This is a genomic window from Blautia sp. HCP3S3_G3 (genome assembly GCF_052063365.1).
GTDB lineage: Bacteria > Bacillota > Clostridia > Lachnospirales > Lachnospiraceae > Blautia_A.
The window spans coordinates 1-26,095 of the sequence record NZ_JBQHXR010000017.1; the positions used below are offsets into that span (position 1 = coordinate 1).

Here is a 26,095-nt window from a genome sequence, read left to right on the forward strand (position 1 = left end):
CACAGTCCTTAGTACTTCTTATACCCCGAAGCCTGCACCGGAACCGAAGGTATGTCTGCCCGGCCCTCAGGGGCTCTCTTTCGCGTACGGTTTTTCACGCCTCCCCCCTCATAGAGTTTCGCACTGAACGGAAGTTCCGGAGAAATCCATAGCACAAAAACGCAAAAAATCCCCACGGATTTCTGCAAAGCTAAGATCTACTGTAATTCATTAAAACTCGCTGTGATTACCTAAAGCACTCTTTAATTCACTAAAGCCCACTTTAATTAACGGAAATTTCCATAGAAAAAGCCCCCTTCCATTATTCGACGGCAGGGGACTTTCTCTTTTATGATTTACTCATTCTTATTTATTTCTCTTTTTAAAATGATATACCAGCAGGACAATTACTGCAATAATCACTGCGATCAGAATCCAGAGAAATGGACTCTTCACTACTTTGGAAACACTGGATACCTGAGTCGCAGATGCTTCCTGACTCTCTGCTGCTGTTGGCGTTACCTCTTCTGCAGCTTCTTCTGTCGGAGCCGGTTCTTCCGTTGGCTCTGCGGTTGGGGTCGGCTCCTCTGTCGGTTCTGCAGTCGGAGTTGGTTCCTCTGTTGGTTCTGCGGTCGGAGTCGGTTCCTTCGTTGGCTCTGCGGTTGGGGTCGGGGTTGCAGTCGGCTTCGGTGTCGGGGTTACGGTTACAGAAGGTGTAGGAGTAAGCTCTGCAGCTCCTGCTGCCAGAAGAGCAGCTTCTTCTGCATTTTCTTCCACTATTGTTTCTGCCCCCTGTGCTTCACCGTTCACAGCAGGGGATTCCATACTGACAACTTCACTGTCCTCGGTTCCATATGGCTTCATCAGTTCCATATTGACCCAGCCTTCTGTACCGTCTTCGGTACGAACCTGTGCCCAGTGGCTTCCGTCAGCAAGTTCTGCATCTTCAAAAACCTGAAGCTTCGAACCGGCAGGTACTTCTTTATTTCCTGAAATCGTACCATATTTCTCACCAGGTCCCTGATACAGGTACACAGTACCGGCATCGTCTCTCGGCTCCACATCATAATCCGCACTATAGTCCACATGATCTGCACCTGCCAGATAAAGCTCAGATTCGATAGCTTCTGATCTGGTGACTACTTTCAAATCATCTTCCGGGACATAGCCATACATTCCGCTATACTGTGTATAGCCCCATACACGCTGATTCTCATCCGTCTTCTCACCTTCGATATGAAAGGCAGTTCCATTGGGAATCTGTGCATTATTCAGTTTCGTACTGTCAAAACTTGCACCGGAATAAAAATCCACGCCTCCGTCCGGAGATTCTACAACCATGTAATAATCTGTGATAATATCCGGTTTCTGAGATTTGCCTGCTTCATCTGCATAGACATTCACCGTCATCATGAGACAGAACAGCAAAGTCAGAAATGTTCTCATACATTTTTTCATAACGTCCCCTTCAATCTTTTTCTTTATTTTAACTTACGCTTATTTTCCCAATTATGCCATTTCATGATGCTGTTACCATTCTATCACAACTGCTAAAAAATAGTAATCCCTTTTTTTATATTTTTTATGAAAAACTTCGACAATTAATTACTGCGAACAAGCACTTTTCCATCATGCAGAAAAAAGGTCCTCCGGATATTCCGGAGGACCTGCAAAATGCTAATTGATTATTTGTAAAGTGGTCCGTATGTCTTGCATGCTCTGAAGTCTGCGCCTTCTTTGTCCATGCCGAATGCGTTCCATGCTGCCGGACGGAAGATCTTTTCTTCCGGTACGTTGTGCATGCAAACCGGAATTCTCAGCATAGAGCACATTGTGATCAGATCTGCACCGATGTGTCCGTAAGAGATTGCGCCGTGATTAGCACCCCAGTTGTTCATTACATCGTAAGCGGTCTTGAATGCGCCTTCGCCTGTGCATCTTGGAGCAAACCAGGTACATGGCCATGTGTAGTCTGTACGTTTCCAGAGTTTGTCAGAAACTTCTTCCGGAAGATGTACAGTCCAGCCTTCTGCGATCTGAAGAACCGGTCCAAGTCCTTTTACAAGATTCAGACGAATCATAGTTGCAGGCATTTCTGCTTTTGTTTCAAATCTGGAAGAATATCCGCCGCCACGGAAATATCCAAGGTCTGCGAAGTTCCAGGTAGTATTTGCCATGATTGCATCCTGATCTTCCTGAGTTACTTCATACCATGGTTTCATAACGCCGTTGCCGTCAGCATCTTTTGCTGCACCGTTTGCATCCAGACAGCATGCACCGGAGTTAATCAGGTGAATGAATCCGCCGCTTTCTTTTGCAACGCCTTCCAGATCATATCCTGTAGCTTTCTTAACTGCTTCCGGGCTCCAGTATGTACGAACGTCTGCAAACATCTGTGCACGGTTGGTAAGAAGTTTCATGAACATCATGCCAAGTCCGTTAAGAACGTCATTCTCTGTAGCAAGAATGTACGGTTCTCTTGCTCCGTTCCAGTCAAAGGAAGTATTCAGCATAGCTTCCGGGAAGTCACAGTTCGGATAGAAGTCTGTCCACTGTCTCTGGCCCTGGAAACCAGCAGCAAGAGCATTGTGTCCAACCATCTCTTCTTCACATCCAGCCGGAAGATTCTTATTTCCATTCATCAGGTCTTTGATGATAACTGCCATCTTAACAACAAATTCGAACTGCTCTTCTTTCTTCTCATCAGACATCTGCAGTTCTGCCGGGTTCTTATCGAAACCGATGTTGCATTTTTCTTTTGCCCATGCAAGAGCTTTCTGATATTCTGCTTCATCGTAGATGCCTTCTGTCATACGACGGATGATCTCAACCTCGTCAACAGATTCTACACGCATTCCAAGGTAAGATTCGATAAAATCAGAATCAATGATGGATCCGCCGATACCCATACAGATGGATCCGATCTGTAAATAGGATTTGCCTCTCATGGAAGCTGCTGCAACGGCTGCACGTCCGAATCTTAAGAGTTTTTCTTTAACATCTTCCGGAATAGTGGTGTCGTCTGCTTCGCAAACGTCATGTCCGTAGATACCGAATGCCGGAAGACCTTTCTGTGCATGTGTAGCAAGAACGGATGCCAGATATACAGCACCAGGTCTTTCTGTTCCGTTGAAGCCCCATACTGCTTTGATTGTCTGAGGATCCATATCCATTGTCTCAGAACCGTAGCACCAGCAAGGAGTAACTGTTACAGTGATATCAACGCCTTCTTTTCTGAATTTGTCTGCACATGCTGCGGACTCAGCAACACGTCCGATTGTGGTATCTGCGATAACAACTTTTACAGGTTCACCGTTGGAATATCTCAGATTCTCTTCGAATAATTTTGCTGCGGATTTTGCCATGTTCATGGTCTGCTCTTCCAGAGATTCACGAACTTTCAGAACACCGCGGCGTCCGTCAATTGTTGGTCTGATACCGATTACTGGGTAGCTTCCGATTAATCTGCTTTCTGCCATGATTAAAAATACCTCCGTTATAAAAATTCTCTTTCTCTGCTGCCTAACCCCGGCAACATTTATAATTGAATTATACGATTGCAAAATGAAAATTACTTGTGTTATAATAGCAAAAAATAGGACAATATTCACTTTTTTAAATTTCTTGCTAAAATGTCTGTAAAATTTTTATAAACTGCAGGAAGGAAGGTGGTTTTTTGCACGATTTAGACCACAATGAAGACCGGCCAAGAGGCACTTATGATTTTCCCTTTGAATTCCATCATGTGGAAAGTTCGCATCCCAGTTATGTCATGTCTTACCACTGGCATGTGGAATATGAAATCATCCGCATTCTCAAGGGCACTCTCGCCGTCACTTTAGACGAAAAAAGTTTCACAGCTGTACCTGGAGATGTAATTTTTGTCCATAGTGGAATCCTTCACAGCGGAATTCCTTCTGACTGTATTTACCAGTGCCTTGTTTTTGACGGAAATCTTTTTCTGAAGCATAATTCCGTCTGCGCAGGATATATGCAGAAGGTGATTCACCAGGATATCCTCATCTATCATCATTTTACAGAAAAATATCCGGAGATCCAGTCTGTTTTAAACAGTATTTTTGACGCCATGTGGAAAAAAAATCCCGGCTATGAACTGATTGTTCTTGGACAATTTTACCACTTTTTCGGTCTCGTTTTTAGTAATCATTACTATCTGGACGGTGTTACCAAAGCCCGCAGAGATTATAAGCGTATTCTCCAGCTGAAACAGGTACTGGAATTCATCGAGCACAATTACGCCTCACCGCTGACACTTCAGCAGCTGTCGGCCTCTGTCTCCATGTCACCCAAATATTTCTGCAGATTTTTCTCAGAAATGACCCATCAGACACCCATGGACTACCTGAATCATCAAAGAATCGAGCAGGCATGCTACCAGCTGTCCACCACCGACGATTCCATTACGGAAATTGCCTACAGGAGCGGTTTTAACGATCTGAGTTATTTTATCCGGACCTTCAAGAAATATAAGGGAATCACCCCGGGAAAATATAAGCGTTCCTGATTTTTATACGGCTCTGTTGATTTCCTCCAGAAATCTTTCCCCGTATTTGCTGTACTTATGTTCTCCCACACCATTTACCTGAAGCATTTCTGCTTTATCTTTTGGCTTCAGAATACACATATGTACGAGGCTTCTGTCTGAAAAAACAATATACGGGGGAACTTTCTCCTCCCGCGCGATCTGCATACGAAGAGTACGAAGCCGCTCAAAAAGCGGTTCGTCTTTTTCGTCCAGCAGCGTTCCTGCGGTATTTCCTTTTTTCTTCTCCGTATTCTTTTTCGGCTCCGGTCTTCTCTCCCTGGCCATTTTCATTGTCAGAACAGTATCTTCTTCCAGGAGTTCTCCTGATTTCTCCGTAAGTTTTACCAGAGTATATTCATCATTGGTCAGGGTGAGATAATTCTCAATCAGAAGATGATTAAAAATCTGTCTCAGACGATAGATGGGAACATCCTCACATATCCCATAACAGGAGCTTTCATCCATCCGGTATTTACGGAGTTTTGCTGTTTTTGCGCCTCTCAGTGTATCGAGAATCACTGTCATCCCGTATCTCTGGCGGCAGCTTTTCACACAGGAAACAATGGCACGTGCCTCCCGTGTCACATCTGTTTCCACAAACTCGGTCAGGCAATTGGAACAGTTTCCACAGTAATTGGAACCATATTCCCCAAAATAACGCAGAATATAGTCTCTCAGGCATTCATGGGTAAAGCAGTAATACGTCATCTTTTTCAGACGTTCCCGGTCGCGTTCCTGAACCAGCTCTCTTGTCACCGGATCCAGTTCCTGATTGTCACGATTCTGATCAATAAACATCTGATTCGTTACAACATCCTGTCCGCTGTAGAGCAGAATACATCTGGCAGGCTCTCCATCACGGCCGGCACGTCCTGCTTCCTGATAATAGCTTTCCATATTTTTCGGCATATTATAATGAATCACAAAACGCACATCGGATTTGTCAATTCCCATTCCGAAGGCATTGGTCGCCACCATGATCCGGCTTCTGTCATAAATAAAATCATCCTGATTGCTGCGTCTTTCCGCATCAGACAGGCCTGCATGGTAGCGCGTCACCTGAAATCCGTCTTTTGTGAGTTTTTCACACACTTCTTCCACAAGTCTGCGGGTGAGGCAGTAAATTATACCGCTTTCTGTGCGATGGTTTGACACATATTCCCTGACCGTTTCGTACTTATTCCCCGGGGATTGTACTTCAAAAAACAGATTGCTCCGGTCAAATCCGGTGGTCTTTACATATGGCTCCTGAAGCATCAGAAGGTCAATGATGTCATCCCGGACTTCTTTCGTGGCTGTGGCAGTAAACGCACTGACTACCGGCCGTCTGGGCAATTTTTCAATAAATTCCGTAATTTTCAAATAGCTTGGCCGGAAATCCTGCCCCCACTGAGAAACACAGTGCGCTTCATCCACAGCTACCATCGCAATCTGTGCATGCAAGGCAAAATCCAGAAACGATTCTGTCAGCAGTCGTTCCGGAGCCACATAAATAATGGGATAACGTCCCTGTGATGCGTACTGAAGAGCTTTGTAATATTGATTTACGGTCAGGGAACTGTTCAGATATGCAGCCGATATTCCAGCCTGATTCAGACTGCTCACCTGATCCTTCATCAGAGAAATCAACGGAGAGATGACAAGAGTAATCCCATCCATCATCAAAGCCGGGATCTGATAGCAAAGAGATTTCCCCGCTCCGGTAGGCATGATGCCAAGAACATCTTTCCCGGCAAGAATACAGTCGATCAGCTTCTCCTGCCCTTCCCGGAACTGATCATAGCCAAAATAACGTTTTAAAATCCCGTATTTTTTCCCGGATTTCCCATTATCTGTTTCATAATTTGCTTCACTGTACTTTTCCTTATCTTTTTTGCGATATTTTTCACTGCATTCCATTCGCATTCCTCACTTTCTTCCCACATGTTCTCCAAGTTTCACCCGGGTCTCCATCCCATGAAAAGAATTTCTCAGAATATCCTCATCCGGAATGACCTTTCCTGCCTGCGTCATAAGAATAACGGTGGAACCTCCGAACGCAAAATTTCCTTTTTCTTCCCCTCTGCCAACCTTCCGTTTCCCCGGACGGTTCTCAATTTTCCCGACAAGCAGAGCCCCCACTTCCATCTGCAGAATGGTACCGAAATTTTCCGAACGCAGCAGACAGTATTCTCTTGTATTTTCCTTATAGATTGGGAACTGATCATTTGCCGCGGGATTGACCGTATGAAATACCCCCGGAATCTTCCGGCTGCCGGATACCATTCCCTGATCCGCATACACATATCGATGATAATCATCCACACACAGACGAAATACCCAGATATATCCCCCCGCATATTTTTCTGCCAGTTTCTGATCTCTCAAAAGACTCTGTACGGTATAAAACGTATCTTTGATGCAAAAAGAAGTGTTCTCTCCGATTTTATAAACACTCAGCCGACTGTCACACGGACTGATCAGAGTCTCCGGTGTTTCGTCTATTCTGCGTGCCCCGAGAGCCAGCTTTCTTTTAAAAAAATCATTATAGGAAGTAAACCTTCTGTCTTCGTAATCCGTCATGTCAATGGAATGGCTTCTGATAAAAGGACGAATTAGAATTCTGGAAACACACGTATCCAGAAGCTTTCCCCCGACTCTGGATACCACAGGGGAAACCATTGGTTTCAAAAGCATTCTTCCTATTCTGCTGCCGTACAGTACCTGCAGAAAACGGTCCTGCAGGGAATTCTCTTCTGTAATATTTCCTTTTCTGTCTGCTGTAAGATGCATCCTATTCCTCCTGTTCTCTCAAATAACGCTAGAGTGTGTTTGAAAACCAGATCAGTGATACGTTCCGTATTTACTTATCGCTGTATCCATATAAACCACAATACACATTTCTGTCCTTCTGACACAAAAGTCATGTTCTTTCATGCAGGCATGAAACACATGACTTTTTCTCTTCCGTATCCTGTCATGTTACTGACAGTTATAAATCCTGATCGTATTAAAACAAGTAATAAGCAGCTGCCACATAAACCTGCCTTATTTTTCATCCCTGCTTCCATGTGTCGGATATTTATTATCGGCTTATTATCCCCCAAAATCTTTGTACCTGCATCACTCATAAAAATGCAGCAATTTCCACCAGGTACGCCATACAAACAGAATGACCAGAACGGCCGCCGCAACAACTGCCACCAGCAGAAATACTTCCTTTGTAGATGGTTTGCGGAATTTAAAATCTGTAACAAACAAAACTCCAACCAGTGCCACCATAATATGCAGAGCAATAATAAACATATCCCGCGTCGGAAACAGCGGAGATACCAGATACAGAAGCGGAAGCGCCACTGCCATGGACGTAATGGGCAGTCCCTGATAATACTTTCGTGCCTCAGCCGAAGTTTCCTGGCGTTTGGCTTCCATTACATTGAAAAATGCCAGTCGGATCAGTCCCGCCAGACCATACATAATCAGAATTGCCATGCTGTAAACATGGTCCATTCCCAGTTTGAAGCAGATGATCATCGGCAAAACTCCAAAACAGACTATATCACAAAGAGAATCGATCTGTATGCCAAAGCTTTTTTCATCCTCCGTTCTGTTTTTCTTTGTTCTTGCAATTTTCCCGTCAAACATATCGCAAAGACCGGACAAAGCCAGAAAGAAAATCGCCACGCGCAAATGCATCGTCACTGCACAGAAAATCCCTGCTGACGCAGATGCAAAACTAAGATATGTAAGTATTACTGTATAATCATAAAAACCAATCATTTGTACCTTCCCCTTCTCATAATCTCTGAGCATGCCTGAAAATTCATTCCATCTGTCTGCACACATGCTCTAAACAGTACATCGGAAAATACATACAGAAACATAAACAAGTCAGATGTATCCATTATTTCACTTACGATGTACTTAATTTCTGTGCTTTTTCCTTCCGGAACATATAATAAATCTGGGCCGTAAGAGTAAAAAGAGCACTGATCACAATCTGGCTGTAATAAGCCATACCCCTGGAAATAACCATAGCCGGAAGCGTGAGTTCGCCAAAAACTGCCGCAAAAATCTGCAGAAATAAAGTTTCACTAATCCCCATTCCTCCCGGAAGCGGCAGCATATCCACGGAAACGGAGATTACTGCCTGCAGAAAAATCACATCCCACATGGAAGTCCCGTTCCTCCCAAAAGAACAATACACCAGCCACGTTACAGCAAATAACGCCATACGCTGAACAAACGTGATCAGGATAACATTCACAATCACCCGTTTATGTCCACGTAGATATGCGGCTGTTTCCCTGTAGGTTTCCATGGAAGTCTGAAGTTTTTCCCTGTGCGCTTCCCCGTGTTTCATCAGATGCATTTTTTCCAGAAAATGCGTTCCTGCAATGATGATTTTCTCCGCCATAAGCGGATGAAAGACCAGAACGGTCATAAAAGTCACGCAAAAAACATTCAGCCCCAGTCCCAGATAATAAACCGGAAGAATTTCTTTCAGATAATGGTGAAGAAATCCTCTTCCGAAAATCAGAATCCCAACGCCGATCACAACCAGAACCAGCTTATAGGTTATGGTAATAATCATCAATATTACGGTCGATACCGGAATGGGAATCTTTTCCTTTTTCATGTAATAAATCTGCATAGGCTGTCCGCCGGTTGCCGATGGCGTAATACAACTGAAGAAAAAACCAACTGAGGAAAACAGAAAACAGATCCATTTTTTCAGATGTATCTGAAATGTGCGCATCATATACCAGATAATAATAGACTCTCCCCAGATAAAAAAAGTCACAAGACCTATTCCCGGAATCAGCCATCGGATATCCGCATGCATAATAGACTCTTTCAGTGCTCCCAGATCTTCCCCGTGAAAAACACCATAAATGGTAAGCCCGAAAACAACAGCCAGTAAAATTGTATTTCCTATTACCTTCTTCTTTGTCTGCATTTACTCTGCACCTGTTTTGTGAAAAATTTTACTGGTCACTTTGTCTGTCAGTTTCTGATATGTTTCCCATACGACCTGTTTTTTTCCAAGATAAAAACAGAACTCCGCAAGCAAGATACCTCCTGCCACATCCCAGATCACATGCTGTTTCGTCGTCAGCGTGGAAACACAGATCAGAATTGCCAGCAGAAAGGAACATTTCCGATACCAGCCGGAAATCTCTTTTCTTCCGCGCAAACCTATATAACAAAGCCAGCTTACCAGACAATGAATGGACGGGAACAGATTATCCGCCGCATCGATAGTATATAAATAAACCATCATCTGGTTAAATAGCCCGGAAGATGCCACAACAGGACGTGTATTCGTAGTCGGGAATAATATGTAACAAATCAGACAGACGGTTCTCGAAAGAAAATCGCATGAAAAAAACTGGCAGACTTCTTTTTTTCCCTGACGCGCCATCAGTATGTAATTCACAATCCAGAACACATAACTTCCAAAATAGATCAGCACAGACGGCGGCCAAAAAGGAATCAGTTCATCAAATCTGCTCTCAATATTGTAATGATGCCAGCCTCCGGCAATTACTCGCGAACCATAATAGACGGAAAAATTGAATAAGACGGCCAGAACAAGAGGAAACAGACTGTATTCGGGAACGAGCGATGTCAATAATTTCCTTATTTTTTTCATACCTCTCCTTTCGCTAATTATCTGCTCATTGATATGAGTATATCAAGTTTTCTGTAAACTCACAAGGCTATCTTAGGAACTTTAAGAAATCTTAAGATATTGGTAATGATTACGGAACTCACCACACGGCGGATATCCGGAATTTTTCAAGCACGCTCTGGTACATGCTATACACGCAGAATGATTTTCTCATATACCAGGCGGATTGCTTTCCTGTAATACAAAAACGTCTCCCGATGTGCTTCTCACATTCAGGAGACGTTTCTGTCAACATATGGCAAGTAATCTCTATTTAATCACTCCTGTTTTTTTCAGGACTTCTTCTACTTTATGTACCGGAATAATCTCCAGCTTCTCCTTAATTTCATCTGCCACATCCTCCAGGTCTTCTATATTTTCCTTTGGGATAAATACGGTCGTAATTCCTGCGCGTACGGCAGCCATCAGTTTTTCCGGAAGCCCTCCGATCGGCATGATCACGCCTCGCAAAGACACTTCCCCTGTCATAGCAACGCTGGCACTGACTGCATTTCCCGAAAGCAGAGAGGAAATAGCTGTTGTAAGGGTAATTCCCGCAGAAGGGCCATCCTTCGGCACTGCACCGGCAGGAACATGAATATGCAGATCATTCTCCTCAAACAGCTGTGCCTTATCCGGGAACATACTCTTTGCCAGACTGACTGCAATCTGTACCGATTCTTTCATAACATCTCCCAGTTGTCCGGTAATGATGATCTGCCCGCTTCCTTTGGTAAACAGTGTTTCTATAAAGAGAATATCCCCTCCGGCCTGTGTCCAGGCAAGTCCGGTTACAATACCAGGCTTTTTCTCCTCCAGAATATGATCATGAATCATCGGCTTCTGATCCAGAAATTCACGGAGACGTTTCGTACTTACAGTCAGGGATTTCTGTTCACCTTTTACGAGCTTCACGGCTGCTGTCCGGCAAAGTGTATCCAGCATTTTTTTCAGCCCGCGGACTCCGGCTTCCATTGTATAGTCTGAAATAATCGCATGCAGAACTTCATCGGAAACCTTCAGATTGGCAGCCTTAATTCCCATGGTCTTCATTGCTCTCGGCAGAAGATGTCTTCTGGCAATCTGTACTTTTTCGGATTCTGTATAACCCGGGAACTGAATCACTTCCATTCGATTCAGTAGCGGCTCCGGTATGGTATCTGTAGAATTGGCTGTGCAGATAAACAATACATCCGAAAGATCATACGGTACATTCATGTAATGATCGGTAAATGTGGAATTCTGTTCCGGATCCAGTACCTCCAGCAGGGCACTTGCCGGATCTCCGCTGTAATCATGAGAAAGCTTATCCACTTCATCCAGCACCATAACCGGATTCGATGCACCGCTTCGTTTGATCCCATCCATAATTCGTCCAGGCATGGCACCTACATAAGTACGTCTGTGGCCGCGGATTTCTGCCTCATCCCTGATACCGCCCAGACTGACACGGACATATTTCCTGCCCAGCGCTTTTGCAATACTCTGGCCGATACTGGTTTTTCCGGTTCCGGGAGCTCCGACAAACAGCAAAATGGAACCGGACTGTTTTTTATTAAGAGCCATCACTGCAATCTGCTGAATTACTCTGTCCTTCACTTTTTTCAGGCCAAAATGCTCTTCGTCCAGAATCTTCTCCGCTTCTCCCAGATCTATTTCTGAAAATTCTGCCTTATCCCAGCAAAGTCCTGTCACAAAGTCCAGATAATCGTACAGCATTCCATATTCATGTCCGTTTTCTCCTTCCTGCTTCATACGGTTCAGGATTTTTTCCGCTTCTGCTCTGGCTGTATCGTTCATGCTGGATTCCTGAATTTTCTGCTGGAATTTCCGAAGGTCGGATACATTTTCCGGATGCATTTCATCCAGCTGTCTCTGAAGGATCTCAATCTGTTTGCGGATGGCCTCCTCTCTGTAAAGCTGCTCGTGGGTCTCCGCCTGCTCTTTCTGTACTTCATTGCTTACTTTTGTCACTTCAATGAATTCATACAGTGCTTTTTCCATCAGAGCTGTTCTGACGGAAATCTTATCAGCTTCCATAATGGCATATTTTTCTTCTGTAGAAATACTCAGATGATAAGACATGGTGCAGACCATTTCTGCCATGGTTTTCCACTGGTTGATATAGTTTCTTGCAACAATTCCCCACTGAAATCCCTGGACAAACTGCAATACAGCAGATTTCACCGCATCATAATGCTTTTTCTGTTCATCAGCGTCCATGTCTTCAATATCCGGCCGGTCCGTAGCTGTCACCAAAATTTCTTCCGGTGTTACATCCAGCATATCCACCATCACACGACTGACCGCTTTGATTCCAACATTTCCATCCTTGTCAATATTATCGATCACGCCACTGGCACCAATATAGTAAAAATCTTCCTCTTTCATGTCGGAACGAGCCCTGTCTTCCTTCAGCATCAGGAAAATAGCCTCCTCGCCCACTACCGCTTCCTTCCGTACAATTTCCTGAAAATACTCCTTCTGGAAATAAAACGTCACACCCGGCAAAACAATCAAATCATGTGTTGGAATAACTACCATAATCAATCCCTCCTTGTTTTATCAGCACTCCCATTCATCGAGTGCTAATTCTCATGTAAAAAAATACGCTTCCAGCGAAGCATTACTAAAGTCATAAATTATTTAACTGTTTGATTTTAAATTATATACCAATTTTTTATAATGTCAATCCTTTTTCATTCATAATATCTCGAAAATCTTGACATTCCCTTTCAAAACATCCACAATAAGACACAGATAAATTTTCAAACATGCTCTAAGTGCTTCTTATTCCTTTTTCATCAAACATATATTTCAGCTATATTATACAGGAGATGATTGATTATGAAAAAACTTGCTATTATATTTCCAGGTGTAGGTTATACCTGCGCAAAACCGCTCTTATATTACACTGCCTCCCTTGCAGCTGACAAAGATTACGAAATCATACGGCTTGATTACGGACAGGATATCCACAGTTTTCGCGGACGAACCCCTCTGGAACTAGAACCGGTCACATCCCTTGCTTTAAAGCGGACCATTCGCCAACTGGAAGATCTGACTTTTGAAAAGTATGACCGGATTATTTTCATTTCCAAAAGTATCGGAACTGTAATTGCATGCGAAGCTGAATCCATTCTTGGCCTCCGAGGCAAAGTCCGTCACTTTCTCCTGACTCCGATTCCTGCAGCCATTCCTTATCTGAAAAAAGTAAACGGTGTTTATTTCTCCGGAACTGCAGATCCCTATATTCCGGAAAAAACTGTTCGTCAGGCAGCTCGTCTCTATCCAGAAAAGACTGGCGGTGTTTTTGAAAGATGCAACCACTCGCTTGAAAAACAGGGGGATACGATGGGAAATATCCAAAATCTCCAGAAAGTTCTGGAATGCCTGGAATGGATGTTGGAGCAGGAGTAAGTTAACCGAATAACTATCATTTATATACTAAAGTGGGCTTTAGTGAATTAAAGAAGGCTTTAGTTAATAAAAATGTTTTTGGTGAATTAAAGAAGGCTTTAGTTAATTACAGCGGGTTTTAATGAATTAGACGTTAGTTCTGTATTAATCCGTGGGGATTTTTTGCGTTTGGTTGTGCTATGGTTTTCACCGGAACTTCCGTTCAGGGCGAAACTCTGTGAGGGGGGAGGCGTGAAAAACCGTACGCGAAAGAGAGCCCCTGAGGGCCGGGCAGACATACCTTCGGTTCCGGTGCAGGCTTCGGGGTATAAGAAGTACTAAGGACTGTGTATTTTTGCTAAAAGCGTGAACAGGATTTCTGAACTCGCCTTCGGCTCAGACAGCAGAAATCCCGCTCACAACGCAAAAATCCACAGCCCAAGTACTTCTAATATCCCTGCAGAAGGCACCGGAACCGAGGGTATGTCTGCCCGGCCCTCAGGGGCTCTCTTCCGCTGTCAGTTAGCGTTTCACTGGAAGAGAAGATGAAAAATCCGGAAAGGGATCATAAATCGGATAGTTTTTACGAACCACTTTGCATCAGGAAAATGTTGTTGTTAAGGTGAAATTAGCTTTTAACGTCTATGCTTTTTCGCAACAAAATGCCATTTTGTTTTCGTGGCATGGGAACTATAGCCATTGCAATTGACTGAATGTACAGTGGCGGTATGGATTATTCTTTTCGAACTGGGCATGTAAGCAAATCATTTGTCGATTTAAAACCCATGAATCCATATCTTCCGTTTCCAATTCCCTCCCGGATTTTTCAACCCATAACTTCCCGTGAAACGCTAACTGTCTGCCGCAGCCCCTGGAGGGGTTCCTCTTTCGCGTACGGTTTTTCACATCACACTTCACAGTGTTTCGCACTGAACCAAAGTTCCGGAGAAAACCATACGCATAGTAAAACTCGAAGAATTCTCACATACAGTTGCTGAACTAAAGCACTCTTTAATTCTCTAAAGCCCACTTTCATTCACAAAGCCCCACCTTAACTCATCAATACAAATCCCTTGATACTTAACAAAAAAAGCCCCTGCAGCATCGGTCAATTCTATATGACCATCTGCTGCAACAGCTCTTCTCCTGTTTCATCCCAGATATTGATTACAAAACCTCATGTAAGACCGACAGCCCATACTCTGCCAGACTGTGGTCTTCTTCTCCGGTGCCTCCGCTGACACCAAGACCACCGATAATGGTATCTCCCACTTTGATCGGAACACCACCGCCAAAAATAACGATCTTTCCGCCATCCATCTTATCAACACCGTAAAAAGTGCCGCCCGGCTGAGCAAGCTTGCTCAATTCCATTGTAGTCATCTTTACAGCCACAGATGTATAGGCCTTTTTCAGAGCCACATCAAAGCTGACAAGAAATGCACCATCCATAACATGAACCGCTATCGGATTTCCATCCGGACCGCAAATGGCAATAACTGCCTTTTTACCCCGGCGATTAGCCTCTTCTTCGATCTTTTCAATCAGTCTCTTGGCACTTGCCAGAGTGATCTTTCCCTGAATTCCCATGCGTTTCAGAACTTCCTGAATGACAGCCTCACTGGCTGCCCCATTCTGATTTTCTCCCATAGAGGTCACCTTTCCTGTTTCTGCAGTCTGTGTCTGACCATCTGCCTGAGAATGAAGCTTCCCGGCTTCTTTTGCATCCGTATACCGTGCAAGGACATAAAGATAATCTGCCAGACGGTTCATATATTTCTTGGTTCCGGTATCTGCACCGAATTTTACACTGACAAGAGCCAGTGCACGCTCCGCTCTTCTTGCCACAGTACGGGCAACATCGATTTCTGCGGATAAACGGCATGCTCCCGGAAGGATAAACTTTTTCGGACGATCAAACAGTTTTTCCATACGGTCGATCTCTTCTTCCAGGATTTCTGTCTTATCGTCATCGATCTTGTAATCTCTGTTATAAGGGTCTGCCACTCCAGCCATCACCGTAATCAACGTACCCTGAATTTTCTCCAGAGTGCGGATTGCTTCCTGATCCTTCAGCATGGTTTTCACCAGCCCCAGATGGCTTGTCAGCTCATCTATGGTTCCAACAAGCTGGATACGGTCATCCGACTTGGAAACGTTTTTCGTACGGATCAGGTCTGTAGTGCCTCTGTCTCCGTTCTTGGTATAAATGTTCATAACGGCATCCCCCGAAAAATAAATGACTCAATGAAAGCAGTTTTTGCCAAAATACTATAAGCGCTTCTAAACTACTATATCATTTATACAATCAACTGTAAATATTCCCATATACAAAAACTCCACTGTGTTTTCAGTTTATCGTTTCTGTTTGATATATGGATTTAAACGGCATTTTTTTTATTGCTCTCGCGCTGTTCGCGCCAAGATTCCGGCATTGCCAGAACGCCGGTGCATTCAGTTCGAACACATTTTTTCCTCTGGGAAGTCTCTGCATCTGCATAGCAAGTCTGACTCCGGTCATGCCGATTCCAGCGCCGAGCATGGATTCATTTGCCGCATCATAAGCCAGAGCGTCCAAATCTCCCTCATGAGTCTGCACCTGAAAAAGAACTCCTTCTTCTTCAATTCCGGCACACACCTCTCTCAGAAGATCTTCATCCGGCTTCTGTACATATATAATAATTGCAGGCTTATTTACAACCATACCCGTCCCTCACAATCTATCCGATACTATATAACTTTCAACAACTTAGAACATGCTTGAAAGCTTGAAAATTGCTTTCCGACAGAAATACACCACATATATTATATCGTCCCAAATAAGGAAGAAATAGCAGGCTATACTGACCGAATACGAGACAAATATACTGTAGAGTGGAACATACACATAGCGTAAAGAAATTACCAAACATGTTCCGATACATTGAAAAAAATAATTGTCTACACGGTTATGATTCCATATACCGGCCCTGATAAGAATTATCCCAGATATGACAGCAGCAATCCTGTAGCCACTGCATTTCTTGGTCCTTCCACTCCGCGGATGTTTCCTCTTCCACAGACGATCCGGTAATCCGCCAATACTTCCATCAGCATCTCCGGAATTTCAAAGTCTTCTGCTGAACCGCCAACCAGGACTACGTTGGGAATTTTCCGCAAGTCATGATCTGGCGCTACGATTTCCAGTGCACGAAGTGAGTTTCGCACAAACACCTTCTTCTTGGCATCCCGGCGGACCTCAAGAATCTTCTCCATAGGAATATCTTCTTCCACTTTCAGCATTTCACCTGGTGCAAGAAGAACCACATGACCGTAATATCTGGGATCAATGGATTCCTCGAAAAACTGCATGGATCCATTTTCCAGACGCATGTGGAAAAGACTTTCCACCTTACCCATCGGATATTTCTTAATCTGTTCTGCTGTTGTTCTGCTGTGCAGACCAAGTTCTGTCTGAATCAGCATGGAAACCAGTTCACCGGCACCTGCCTGATGTGTGGTTTTTACACTTCCATCCGGCTGAAGCACCGCAGCATCTGTAGAACCGCCTCCCATATCAAGAATCGCAAGCGGAAGCTTCGTACCGGGTGTGGTCATTGCACCAAGAGAAGCCATTACAGCCTCCACACCGGCCACAACTGCCTTCACATGCAGTTCCTGTTCCAGTCTCTCTGCAATTTTCTGCATGGGAAGATGCTGGGTTTTTACCATGGCAGCAATTCCAACCGCTTTTTCCATACAGGTTTCTCCTGCAAGAGAGCCTGCGATTTCCACCGGAGCAAGAGTATCCACCGCCAGGATATCCGTAATACGGATTTCACTGTCACCTTCATGCTCTTTCGCCACATCCGCCATACTTGTCTTGATCCGGCGAAGCATATTCCCAACATTGGTATCACGCTCACCGTCAATATCGCGGATTTCTCCAGCAGACGCCAGAGTTTCCATGATTTTGTCTGCTCCGGCATCAATATTTACATTCGCTTCCTTTTCGCCGTGAAAAACAATTTCCCCGGCAGGAAGTATATTTTCTCTGATATTTCCATGAGGGGTACGAATCACTACCGCACTCCGCTTCCCCACAAGGCTCTTGGCAATAGGGGTAACGGACTTTGTCTCCTCTGCATTCAGTCCCAGAAGCGTTGCAATTCCATATGGATTGGAGAGCATACGGATACTTGTACCGGGAAGTGCCACTTCAATTGCCGCCAGTTTGCCTTCCGGCACTCTGCTGATATGGCGTACTTCATCCACAATCGGCATCTTTTTGCTCAGACGGTTTTCCACAAGGACTGCCTCATCTGCCTGGAGAATCAATCCCCGGACATCCAGTTCCGGGATGTGCTGGTTCAGCCTTGCGGCAACTTCTTCATAGGAAAACTTACTGGCTGCCGCTACGATGTACGGCACTCCCGGTTTTCCCTTCCAGATATTTTCCAGAAAAAGAAGTTCTCCGACAGCTTCCCCTGCACCTGCCGGTGTCGACGGGTTGTGCCCAATCATGGAAGATTCCGTAATGATGGTCTCTGTGATTGTTTCCATCGCTGTATCGCCGATGACCGGAGCGGCCTCATTTAAGCGTACAAGGTCCAGGGCACTGAGAGGCTGATGGATTCTGTCCATCGCTTCCTCAAGCGCCGCCTTGATTCCCAGAACATTGGGAAGTGTTCCTTTTGTTCCGGTGGTCATTCGGGAAGCACTGGAGAGAAAACGGAAGTATCCGTTTTCTCCCACTGCACCAATACATACTTCAGTTGTGGAATTTCCTATATCAACACCTGCAATCAGTTTCAAAGAAGAATTCCCCTTTTTTCATAAATTTCAGCAGCTTCCAGCACCAGTTTGGCACAATGCGGTGCATGGTATTTCTCCAGCAGTTCCTGTGCCATAAGAACCAGTTCTTTTTTGGTGGAACGATTCGGGCGAAGCTTATTATACATGGTTAAAATGACATCATCCGGAACATTGGAAAGCTCTGCAGCTCTCTCAAAATTCGCCTCCATCTGAGGATTATCTGCGGCAGCTGCCACCTGGCCCTGCCTCTTCAGCATTTCCGGAGATATCTTGATATCTTCCGCAGCAACGTTGCCGCGCTTTACTTCATCCAGTGTAATCTGGGAAAGTTTTTTCCCGGTTTTGGATGTGATGGTATCGGCTTCGTTCTGCCCTAAAGGATAGTTACTCATTTTGCGCCCTCCCATACAATCATGCCTTTGTCCGGATCAAGCTGCTCTGTTTCAATGATATGCATCAGTGCTGCTTTTACCTGGAATTTCGCACGTACCATAGGGTCGTTGGTGCACTCAATCGGAGTAACCTTTTCCCCTTTTACATATTTCGCTGCATTCCTGCCGATCTTGCGGTAGGTTTCAAGGTCCATCAATGGTGCCTGCGGGAAAAGCTCCAGATTCGTCAGCGGATAAAGATCTTTCTGATGAATGACCGTTGTTCCCTTGGACTGAATTCCGATGCCGATTCCGGAACCGGAAAGTTTTGCTGCCTGCAGTGCCATAAAGCCTACATCAGAAGTATCCAGAACTTTTACCACACGGGAAACCATTCCTTCCTCTTCAATTCCGGCTTTTACATTGCGAAGTACCTCATCCAGCGGAATTCCACCGATGGTCTTGGTAATCTCTGTCTGGAAAGCAGCTCCTACACCAATGACAACTTCTTTCGGGTCTGTCCCCTGTTTTGCTCTCACCGCTCCTTCATAGGAACGTTTCGGGCGCATTCTTGTCTTTCCGGCAAGACTCTGCGGTCCGCTGGAAGACGTGGTCGTAGGCTGTGCACCACCTCGCTGCAACTGCTCCACGACCGCTTTGGTTATGGCTTGTATCAGTTGTTCATTCACTTCCATGGCCGGACCTCCTAAAATTCATTTACATCAATTCTGTGAGGAATTGCTTTAATTTCCTCCCAGCGTTTGCCGGTAACACGATAACCGGTTCCCGGTCCCATATAATCGTTCGGAGTATTTACACCGGACATTACCTGGAAATTCTCATCCAGAATCGCTGCAGTATGCATATAATCACCAATGACTCTCTGCTTCAGCATATTCAAGATATTCTCAGCAAGCTTTGTGTAGCCGCTTTCTGCAAGGGCTTTTACCACATCGATGCCTGTAATTCCCCGTTTCATCATGTCATCTGCCGCCATCAGGTCAGAAGCAACATCACGTTTCAGGGTATCTTTGCTTCCATGCGCATAAGTAACAGCTTCTACCTGTTCATCGGTCACTTCTGTAAGTCCCAGATATTTAAATACCGCCTGAACTGCCTTACCTGCCTCACGGCGGACGCGGATCACATCTTCCTCTGTTACCGGACGAAGACCGCCGTCCACCTGCATGTCTCTCTGCATAACATTATAATCATCAAAGTCTTCCGCATCAAAGTTGGAACCTGCAAACATATTATCGTAGTTCGGTTCTGCCGCATATCCGGAGAAAATAAAATCCGTACCCGGCATAAACTGAAGCATGGTTCTTGCAGTTCTTCTCATATCGGAATTGGAAAAACTCTGATCATTGGATGATGCACATTCCAATCCAAGAAGTGCTGCCACCAGGTTTTCGCCCATAACTTCGCGGATACCTGCCGGAACACCGGCAGCCACACCGATACAGCTTACAGAACCATTCTGGATTCCCTGGCTTCCTGCACCCTTGGTCACATAGAGACAGCGGCATTCCAGATACAGCATGGATTTGCGTTCACTGGAACCCATCAGTACCTCAGAACCGGCTCCGGAGGTAAAACGTACCTTCAGTCCGCGGGATGCATAGGCAGAATTCAAAAATGCCTTGGAATACGGTGTATCATCACCATCGATAAATACTTTTTCTGTTCCATATACGGAAAGTGTCTCCGCATAGGTGGTAAGACCGCGGATACCCAGCTCCAGCTCAGTTGCTTCCTCTGCGGAACACTGAGTCAGTACACCGGGACGTCCTACCTGAGAACCGATCAGCAGTGCCATCGCACTGAACGGTGCATATCTGGCAACACCCATGGTCGTTTCTTCTTCACTGAAACCACGAAGTGCACCTTCTGCCGCATCTGCGGCAATCTGTACCGGATCATCTTTCAGATTAGTGATATGAGCCTGGTTGCCAGGCACCTTTCTGGCACGCATTTTCTGCATACCCATCATCATTTCCACTACATTCAAGTAGTTAATGACTTCCACCATCTTGGCTGGAGTAATTCCGGACACAATTTCCAGAATCTCTTTGCGGGATGTCTGAATATCGACAATCTTTCTGGCAATCTCCAGAGAAGGAATTGCCATAGACGCTTCCGCCCTGTCAATACGGATTGCGTAGTCAGCAATAAACTGATCCAGGAAATCGAAATCCGCGCGTTTCTTTCCGTCCAGTTCTGTTATGACTCCATTTTCTACAATTATGGAAGGCTTTGGATCATAGGGGCTGCTCATTGCAACAAAGCCCATCTCCGGCCATTCATCAATAAATCCATCTTTATTGACAGCACGCTGATCCAATGCCTCGATTCTTTTCGATCGTTTCATATTGTCTACCCTTTTTCCAAAAAAGTCCGGGGATAAAACCGGACCTTTTCCTTTAGAATGACCACAGTTTGGTATAAATCTTTATGATATCTTCCTTGGTAGGAACTCTCGGATTATTAGCTGTGCAGGCATCTGCCAGTGCGGCTTCCGCCATCTTGTCAACAGCTGCAAAATAAGCATCCGGAGTGATCGTTCCGATTTCCTGTATGGTCATTGGAATATTCATCTCTTTCAGCATAAACTGTATCCAGTTTACCAGAGAGCGAACGCTCATGACTTTATTATAATTGCTCAATCCAAGGATATGAGCGATATTTGCATATCTCTTCACTGCCGGAAGATACTCTTTCTGACTTCTGCTGTGTTTATTGATGTTCGCATTATATTCCACAATATGCGGAAGGAGCATCGCATTTGCCCTGCCGTGAGGAATGTGGAACATCGCACCCAGCTGATGAGCCATACTGTGAGTAATTCCAAGTCCTGCAGTATTAAAAGAAAGACCTGCAAGACAGGAAGCCACATGCATTTTCTGGCGTGCATGCATATCACTGCCGTCAAGATAAGCACGAAGCAGGAAAACACCGCAGATTTCAATGGATTTTTCTGCAAGAGCAGAAGAAAATTCATTGTGTTCTGTACTTACATAAGATTCCAGTGCATGGGTAAATACATCCATACCGGTATCTGCTGTAATGGCCGGCGGGACACTTTTTACCAGTTCTGCGTCCAGGATTGCTTCGTCAGCTGTAAGACTGTCAGAAACAAGAGGATATTTTACTTTTGCATCTGTGTCATTGACCACTGCAAAAGAGGTTACCTCAGATCCTGTTCCGCTGGTGGTAGGAATGGCAATCAGTCCTACCTTACCATAGTTATTGATTTTTAAAGCAAATTCACGGATCGCTTTGGACGAGTCAATGGCGGAACCGCCTCCGACTGCCACAATCGCTTCCGGCTGAAATTCAAGAAACTTTTTAACACCCTCCGCAATTTTCCCTACCGGTGCATCCGGTACTACGTCACAGAAAATATCAAACTGGATTCCGCCTTTTTCCAGTGGCGCAGTTATCAGGTCAATCATTTTGCTCTGTACAACAAACGGATCGGTAATGATCAGAACCCGTTTGTATGGAAGTACACGAAGTCTGTCCAGGGAGTTATCGCCAAAATGAATGACTGTTTTCATTTCAAAGGTTTTCATATCTAGTGCTCCTTATCTGTGGATGATCCGATGCCGCGCAAATTCCTGTCATATACTATGCTTCTGAAGGATATTTGCATTTAATTCCCAGTTCATCGAAATGCTTCAGCCATTTCTCCGATGGTTTTTTATCTGTTACAACCACATCCACATCCCGCAGATTTCCTGCTACAGAAAACGCGGTCTGGTCAAATTTTGTACTGTCGATCACCAGGATTTTATCACGTGCGGAGGCAACCATTGCTTTTTTGGTCGTTCCGAACGGTTCCTGAGACTCCATGATTCCCCAGTTATGATCCAGGGCTTTACAGGAGAAAATCACCTTATCAACGTAATAAGAGCGGATTGCTTCTTCCGTCTTGGATCCAAGGAAAGCAAGATATCCTTCTTTCATCACTCCGCCGGTGGAAATAATATTCCATCCGGATACATCGGATAATTCCAGAAGAATTTCCACCGAATTGGTAATGACTGTCAGGCGTTCTTTTTCTTTCAGCGCCTTCGCTACAAAAACAGCTGTAGTACTGGCGTCCAGAAAAATATGGTCTCCCTCCTGTACCAGTGAAGCTGTGATCTCAGCCATTTTCTGCTTTCCCGCAACATTCTGGTTCTTACGAACGTTAAAGGGCAAATCGATACCTACATCCTCGTTGATCACTGCACCGCCGTAGCTTTTGGTTGCAAGTCCCTCCTTTTCCAGTTTGTCCAGATCCCGGCGGATCGTCTCCTCCGAAACATCGAACATCTGGCTGAGTTCACTGACAACTACCCTTTTTTCACTCTGCAGCTTCTCGAGGATCAGATTACGTCTTTCTAGTGCCAGCATGATGTTTTGCCCTCCTTTACTAAGGATGGTAATGCTTATAAGATGGAATCAATCATGCGCCTGTCCGGATGAGCAATAACGGAAGAATCCAGATACATGCCCTTCTCTGCAACAAGCTCTTTGGCTCTTTCAATGGAAGCCTCTACAGCAGAAACCTCTCCGGTAATGAGCATATAGGATTTTCCACACATACCTTTGGCAATACGAAGTTCGATAAGATCTACGATTGCTGTTTTCGCTGCCTGATCTGCCGCCTCAATAATAGAAGCTGCATCATAGGTTTCCAGAATTCCCAGCGCACTGATGTCTTCTACGGAAGTGGTTCCATAGATAGCCGGGAAAATTGATTCATGAGGATTGCCCAGCACGAAGCTGTCAATACATTTGTCTTCATACGTTGTAACCGCTGCATCAACGGCTGCTTTTACCGCACTTAAGTCGCCGGTAACAATTGCAATATATTTGCCCGGACATACGGTCTGCGCTTCCACAATCTCCACTTCAGATGTCTTAACCATGGCATCTGCTGCAGTTATACCTGTGGCTGTGGTTTTAAATTCAATCATTCCGATTGCTTTACTCATGTTCTGCACGTCCTTTCTACTTTGCTGCAATTACAATATGGCGGTCAGTAACTTCTGTTACCTTTCCGCAGATGCTTGCGTGAATACCAACACTTAATCCGCCTGCCGGCTGTGCAATCATCTGTCCTCTGGTTACTTCATCGCCTACGCTTACAATTGCCTGTGCCGGCGCACCGATATGCTGGCTTAAAAGGACTTTTACCTTCGGAACTCCCACAAGAGTTTCATCCATTGGTGCATCCTTGTCATATTTGGTCAGAGCCAAACGTGCCATTAATCGTTCTTCCGGAACTTTACGGTACTCTCTGGAAGGCTGTACAGCTTTTGGCTGAACACCCTGAGGAGGTCTGACACCTGCTTTTCGGAGTCCACCCTTCATATCAGCAAGGAGTGTTCTCGGTGCCAGGCTCTGCGGACAGGAATACATCTCGCAGACACCGCAGGAACTGCAGAAACTTGCATCCAGATAAGGATTCAGATCTCTGAAATCACCATTGGATGCTGCTCTCATGAAACGGGCCGGATCGATCGGATGTCCAAGATTATTTCTCGGACAAAGATCCGTGCAGGTATTACACTGGCAGCAAATGGATGCTGCGCGTTTCAGATCTATAGCAGAAGTTCTCAACTTCTTCATTACAATAGGATGATCCTTTGGAAGGACCAGGATCGCATTCGTTGTTTTGGTTACCGGTTCAGAACCGTTTCCAATTCGTCCCATCATCGGTCCGCCTACAAAGTAAACCGGATCCTTGATCGTAACCGAGCCGGCCTGGGCAACGACTTCATCCAGTGTACAGCCAAGCGGAACTCTGACTGTGACCGGATCGCTGACTTCAGCAACAACGGATACATATTTATCAGTTACCGGCCTCTGTTTTTCAACAGCACGGTAAACATTATAAATAGTCTCTACATTAAATACGGCAACTCCCTGCTCAATAGGAAGTCCGCCTGGTCTTACTACTCTTCCGGTTGCCTCATAGATCAGGACAACCTCATCTCCCATGGGATATACTTCTTCCAGAAGATGGATCCGCATGTTCGGAAATTCTTCAATATGCTGCTCTAACGCTTTTACTGTCTGTACATAAGATTTTTTGATTCCAATGATAGCTTCCGACGCACCGACGGTTTCCGCTATCAGGTTAAATGTCTTCATAATCTCATAGGCATGCTTTTCGAGGAGCTGCCTGTGCAACTTCAGTAAAGGTTCGCACTCTGCACAGTTCATGAGAATCGTGTCGGCTTTGTCCGTAAGTTTTGCATATGTCGGGAAACCAGCGCCACCGGCACCTACTACACCATTCTCCTGCATAATTTTCTGTAATTCTTTGATTTCCATGGCGTTACTCCAATCCTGCACCATCATCAATGATACCGACAATCGCGGCATCAACCGGTGCTGTTTCTACGCCGCAGCCAATTCGTGCTGCGCTTCCCTGTGCCACCAATACATATTCTCCGATTCCTGCACCGATCATGTCGATTGCAACAATCCGATTGAGGTCAGCTTTCATATGATTCACTGGCTCAACAATCATAAATTTCTGTCCGATTAACTTTTCACTTTTGCGCGTAGATACTACGCTTCCGACTACTTTGCCTACAATCATATGAGCCTCCGCGTTTTTATCTCCGAAACTGTTCTTTCCAGAACAATCCCCTAAATCCTCCTAATGCCGGTGACATTACTGCCACCGGCTCTGTCATGGAGGAATGTTATTTTATAATGGTTACTGTATTGCCAGTGGCAATCTGTGCTGCATTTGCTTCGTCAGTATCAATATGCATTTCCAGTGTAAAACTGTCATGAACGCGGATTTTCACCTGATTGAAAATCGTACCACGCTCATTATCAGCTTTTACAGATACGATATCACCGTCTTTGACACCGGCTGCCTGCGCATCCTTCGGAGACATGTGAATGTGACGCATTGCCACAATACAGCCTTCCTGCAGGTAAATAGCACCTTTTGGTCCTACGATGGCAATTGGAGCACTGCCCTTTACATCACCGGATTCACGCACCGGAACTTTCATTCCCAGTTTGATAGCATCTGTCGCAGATACTTCTACCTGAGATGCTTTACGAACCGGTCCGAGAATTCGTACATTTTCGATTGCACGAAGCTTCAGGCCAACGATCGTAACCGTTTCATTGGATGCAAACTGTCCGCCCATCAGCTCTTTTTTCTTTGTGAGCTGATATCCCGGTCCAAATAATGCTTCCACATGCTCCTGGGTCAGGTGAATGTGTCTCGCGGAAACTCCGATCGGAACCATAAATCCGTTGGTTTTTCTTTCGCCTTTATTAATGGCGTCAATAACCATTTTGGTAATTAACTCGATATTATTCGCTTCCAAG

General features: G+C 45.0%; 23 protein-coding genes. 3 read left to right on the forward strand and 20 right to left on the reverse strand.

What is annotated here, in order from left to right:
* Positions 1 to 345: 345 nt before the first annotated feature.
* Entirely contained in the window at positions 346 to 1,437 is a 1,092-nt protein-coding gene (locus ACTNEW_RS12415) for an SH3 domain-containing protein (RefSeq protein WP_441061470.1), read from the reverse strand.
* Positions 1,438 to 1,664: 227 nt separating this feature from the next.
* Positions 1,665 to 3,458 carry an L-fucose isomerase gene (locus ACTNEW_RS12420; protein WP_441061472.1) on the reverse strand — a complete coding sequence of 598 codons (1,794 nt, stop codon included), beginning with the start codon at positions 3,456 to 3,458 and terminating at the stop codon, positions 1,665 to 1,667.
* A 197-nt stretch (positions 3,459 to 3,655) separates the two neighbouring features.
* Here ACTNEW_RS12420 and ACTNEW_RS12425 point away from each other — a divergent pair, with 197 nt between their 5' ends.
* The gene (locus tag ACTNEW_RS12425) at positions 3,656 to 4,504 is read left to right on the forward strand and encodes an AraC family transcriptional regulator (RefSeq protein ID WP_441061474.1); all 849 of its coding nucleotides are present in this window, start codon (positions 3,656 to 3,658) and stop codon (positions 4,502 to 4,504) included.
* Between the two features lie 3 nt (positions 4,505 to 4,507).
* On the opposite strand, the gene recQ is transcribed toward ACTNEW_RS12425, so the two are convergent.
* The 6 genes from recQ to lon form a co-directional block, all read right to left on the reverse strand.
* The gene (gene recQ, locus ACTNEW_RS12430) at positions 4,508 to 6,424 is read right to left on the reverse strand and encodes a DNA helicase RecQ (protein WP_441061477.1); all 1,917 of its coding nucleotides are present in this window, start codon (positions 6,422 to 6,424) and stop codon (positions 4,508 to 4,510) included.
* Positions 6,425 to 6,433: 9 nt separating this feature from the next.
* Positions 6,434 to 7,297 carry a phosphatidylserine decarboxylase gene (locus tag ACTNEW_RS12435; protein WP_441061480.1) on the reverse strand — a complete coding sequence of 288 codons (864 nt, stop codon included), beginning with the start codon at positions 7,295 to 7,297 and terminating at the stop codon, positions 6,434 to 6,436.
* Positions 7,298 to 7,627: 330 nt separating this feature from the next.
* Positions 7,628 to 8,284 (reverse strand): CDP-alcohol phosphatidyltransferase family protein, encoded by a 657-nt coding sequence (locus ACTNEW_RS12440; RefSeq protein ID WP_441061482.1) that lies wholly within the window; start codon positions 8,282 to 8,284, stop codon positions 7,628 to 7,630.
* A 133-nt stretch (positions 8,285 to 8,417) separates the two neighbouring features.
* The gene (locus tag ACTNEW_RS12445) at positions 8,418 to 9,464 is read right to left on the reverse strand and encodes a lysylphosphatidylglycerol synthase transmembrane domain-containing protein (protein WP_441061485.1); all 1,047 of its coding nucleotides are present in this window, start codon (positions 9,462 to 9,464) and stop codon (positions 8,418 to 8,420) included.
* On the reverse strand, positions 9,465 to 10,160 hold the full coding sequence (locus tag ACTNEW_RS12450; RefSeq protein ID WP_441061488.1) for a phosphatase PAP2 family protein: 696 nt from the start codon (positions 10,158 to 10,160) through the stop codon (positions 9,465 to 9,467). It abuts the gene before it with no gap.
* A gap of 288 nt (positions 10,161 to 10,448) precedes the next feature.
* On the reverse strand, positions 10,449 to 12,722 hold the full coding sequence (gene lon / locus ACTNEW_RS12455) for an endopeptidase La (protein WP_441061491.1): 2,274 nt from the start codon (positions 12,720 to 12,722) through the stop codon (positions 10,449 to 10,451).
* A 303-nt stretch (positions 12,723 to 13,025) separates the two neighbouring features.
* Between lon and ACTNEW_RS12460 the strand changes: the two genes are divergently transcribed.
* Entirely contained in the window at positions 13,026 to 13,598 is a 573-nt protein-coding gene (locus ACTNEW_RS12460) for a hypothetical protein (RefSeq protein ID WP_441061493.1), read from the forward strand.
* A gap of 1,146 nt (positions 13,599 to 14,744) precedes the next feature.
* Here ACTNEW_RS12460 and ACTNEW_RS12465 read toward each other — a convergent pair.
* Both ACTNEW_RS12465 and ACTNEW_RS12470 read right to left on the reverse strand, forming a co-directional pair.
* Positions 14,745 to 15,794 carry a cob(I)yrinic acid a,c-diamide adenosyltransferase gene (locus ACTNEW_RS12465; RefSeq protein WP_441061496.1) on the reverse strand — a complete coding sequence of 350 codons (1,050 nt, stop codon included), beginning with the start codon at positions 15,792 to 15,794 and terminating at the stop codon, positions 14,745 to 14,747.
* A 133-nt stretch (positions 15,795 to 15,927) separates the two neighbouring features.
* Positions 15,928 to 16,281 carry a glycerol dehydratase reactivase beta/small subunit family protein gene (locus ACTNEW_RS12470; RefSeq protein ID WP_441061498.1) on the reverse strand — a complete coding sequence of 118 codons (354 nt, stop codon included), beginning with the start codon at positions 16,279 to 16,281 and terminating at the stop codon, positions 15,928 to 15,930.
* A 105-nt stretch (positions 16,282 to 16,386) separates the two neighbouring features.
* On the opposite strand from ACTNEW_RS12470, the gene ACTNEW_RS12475 reads away from it, so the two are divergent.
* Entirely contained in the window at positions 16,387 to 16,473 is an 87-nt protein-coding gene (locus tag ACTNEW_RS12475; protein ID WP_441061576.1) for a DUF6783 domain-containing protein, read from the forward strand.
* An 83-nt stretch (positions 16,474 to 16,556) separates the two neighbouring features.
* Here the strand turns inward: ACTNEW_RS12475 and ACTNEW_RS12480 are convergent, their stop codons facing one another.
* The 10 genes from ACTNEW_RS12480 to pduL all read right to left on the reverse strand — a co-directional run bounded on the left by ACTNEW_RS12480 (position 16,557) and on the right by pduL (position 26,061).
* Positions 16,557 to 18,371 (reverse strand): diol dehydratase reactivase subunit alpha, encoded by a 1,815-nt coding sequence (locus ACTNEW_RS12480; RefSeq protein WP_441061501.1) that lies wholly within the window; start codon positions 18,369 to 18,371, stop codon positions 16,557 to 16,559.
* Complete coding sequence (locus ACTNEW_RS12485; RefSeq protein ID WP_441061504.1) at positions 18,368 to 18,763, reverse strand: diol dehydratase small subunit; 396 nt, start codon at positions 18,761 to 18,763, stop codon at positions 18,368 to 18,370. Before ACTNEW_RS12485 ends, ACTNEW_RS12480 begins: the two co-directional genes overlap by 4 nt.
* Complete coding sequence (locus tag ACTNEW_RS12490; RefSeq protein ID WP_441061507.1) at positions 18,760 to 19,437, reverse strand: propanediol/glycerol family dehydratase medium subunit; 678 nt, start codon at positions 19,435 to 19,437, stop codon at positions 18,760 to 18,762. Before ACTNEW_RS12490 ends, ACTNEW_RS12485 begins: the two co-directional genes overlap by 4 nt.
* An 11-nt stretch (positions 19,438 to 19,448) precedes the next feature.
* Positions 19,449 to 21,113 carry a propanediol/glycerol family dehydratase large subunit gene (locus ACTNEW_RS12495; RefSeq protein WP_441061509.1) on the reverse strand — a complete coding sequence of 555 codons (1,665 nt, stop codon included), beginning with the start codon at positions 21,111 to 21,113 and terminating at the stop codon, positions 19,449 to 19,451.
* Between the two features lie 52 nt (positions 21,114 to 21,165).
* Positions 21,166 to 22,317 carry a 1-propanol dehydrogenase PduQ gene (locus ACTNEW_RS12500; protein WP_441061512.1) on the reverse strand — a complete coding sequence of 384 codons (1,152 nt, stop codon included), beginning with the start codon at positions 22,315 to 22,317 and terminating at the stop codon, positions 21,166 to 21,168.
* Between the two features lie 55 nt (positions 22,318 to 22,372).
* Positions 22,373 to 23,143 carry a DeoR/GlpR family DNA-binding transcription regulator gene (locus ACTNEW_RS12505; protein WP_441061514.1) on the reverse strand — a complete coding sequence of 257 codons (771 nt, stop codon included), beginning with the start codon at positions 23,141 to 23,143 and terminating at the stop codon, positions 22,373 to 22,375.
* Between the two features lie 35 nt (positions 23,144 to 23,178).
* On the reverse strand, positions 23,179 to 23,727 hold the full coding sequence (locus ACTNEW_RS12510) for a BMC domain-containing protein (RefSeq protein ID WP_441061517.1): 549 nt from the start codon (positions 23,725 to 23,727) through the stop codon (positions 23,179 to 23,181).
* Between the two features lie 16 nt (positions 23,728 to 23,743).
* The gene (locus tag ACTNEW_RS12515; RefSeq protein ID WP_441061520.1) at positions 23,744 to 25,072 is read right to left on the reverse strand and encodes a 4Fe-4S dicluster domain-containing protein; all 1,329 of its coding nucleotides are present in this window, start codon (positions 25,070 to 25,072) and stop codon (positions 23,744 to 23,746) included.
* 4 nt (positions 25,073 to 25,076) lie between these two features.
* Entirely contained in the window at positions 25,077 to 25,343 is a 267-nt protein-coding gene (locus tag ACTNEW_RS12520; protein WP_441061523.1) for a EutN/CcmL family microcompartment protein, read from the reverse strand.
* 106 nt (positions 25,344 to 25,449) lie between these two features.
* Positions 25,450 to 26,061, reverse strand: coding sequence for a phosphate propanoyltransferase (gene pduL / locus ACTNEW_RS12525; protein WP_441061579.1), 612 nt, complete (start codon positions 26,059 to 26,061; stop codon positions 25,450 to 25,452).
* Between the last annotated feature and the right edge of the window lie 34 nt (positions 26,062 to 26,095).

Bases quoted from the DNA above. Each gene is read 5' to 3' on its own strand.
- ACTNEW_RS12445 (WP_441061485.1), bottom strand. From the start codon at position 9,464: ATGCAGACAAAGAAGAAGGTAATAGGAAATACAATTTTACTGGCTGTT.
- ACTNEW_RS12460 (WP_441061493.1), top strand. From the start codon at position 13,026: ATGAAAAAACTTGCTATTATATTTCCAGGTGTAGGTTATACCTGCGCA.
- ACTNEW_RS12440 (WP_441061482.1), bottom strand. From the start codon at position 8,284: ATGATTGGTTTTTATGATTATACAGTAATACTTACATATCTTAGTTTT.
- recQ (WP_441061477.1), bottom strand. From the start codon at position 6,424: ATGGAATGCAGTGAAAAATATCGCAAAAAAGATAAGGAAAAGTACAGT.
- ACTNEW_RS12415 (WP_441061470.1), bottom strand. From the start codon at position 1,437: ATGAAAAAATGTATGAGAACATTTCTGACTTTGCTGTTCTGTCTCATG.
- ACTNEW_RS12520 (WP_441061523.1), bottom strand. From the start codon at position 25,343: ATGATTGTAGGCAAAGTAGTCGGAAGCGTAGTATCTACGCGCAAAAGT.
- ACTNEW_RS12505 (WP_441061514.1), bottom strand. From the start codon at position 23,143: ATGCTGGCACTAGAAAGACGTAATCTGATCCTCGAGAAGCTGCAGAGT.
- ACTNEW_RS12490 (WP_441061507.1), bottom strand. From the start codon at position 19,437: ATGGAAGTGAATGAACAACTGATACAAGCCATAACCAAAGCGGTCGTG.
- ACTNEW_RS12470 (WP_441061498.1), bottom strand. From the start codon at position 16,281: ATGGTTGTAAATAAGCCTGCAATTATTATATATGTACAGAAGCCGGAT.
- pduL (WP_441061579.1), bottom strand. From the start codon at position 26,061: ATGGTTATTGACGCCATTAATAAAGGCGAAAGAAAAACCAACGGATTT.
- ACTNEW_RS12485 (WP_441061504.1), bottom strand. From the start codon at position 18,763: ATGAGTAACTATCCTTTAGGGCAGAACGAAGCCGATACCATCACATCC.
- ACTNEW_RS12500 (WP_441061512.1), bottom strand. From the start codon at position 22,317: ATGAAAACCTTTGAAATGAAAACAGTCATTCATTTTGGCGATAACTCC.
- ACTNEW_RS12450 (WP_441061488.1), bottom strand. From the start codon at position 10,160: ATGAAAAAAATAAGGAAATTATTGACATCGCTCGTTCCCGAATACAGT.
- ACTNEW_RS12420 (WP_441061472.1), bottom strand. From the start codon at position 3,458: ATGGCAGAAAGCAGATTAATCGGAAGCTACCCAGTAATCGGTATCAGA.
- ACTNEW_RS12495 (WP_441061509.1), bottom strand. From the start codon at position 21,113: ATGAAACGATCGAAAAGAATCGAGGCATTGGATCAGCGTGCTGTCAAT.
- ACTNEW_RS12465 (WP_441061496.1), bottom strand. From the start codon at position 15,794: ATGAACATTTATACCAAGAACGGAGACAGAGGCACTACAGACCTGATC.
- ACTNEW_RS12515 (WP_441061520.1), bottom strand. From the start codon at position 25,072: ATGGAAATCAAAGAATTACAGAAAATTATGCAGGAGAATGGTGTAGTA.
- lon (WP_441061491.1), bottom strand. From the start codon at position 12,722: ATGGTAGTTATTCCAACACATGATTTGATTGTTTTGCCGGGTGTGACG.
- ACTNEW_RS12435 (WP_441061480.1), bottom strand. From the start codon at position 7,297: ATGCATCTTACAGCAGACAGAAAAGGAAATATTACAGAAGAGAATTCC.
- ACTNEW_RS12510 (WP_441061517.1), bottom strand. From the start codon at position 23,727: ATGAGTAAAGCAATCGGAATGATTGAATTTAAAACCACAGCCACAGGT.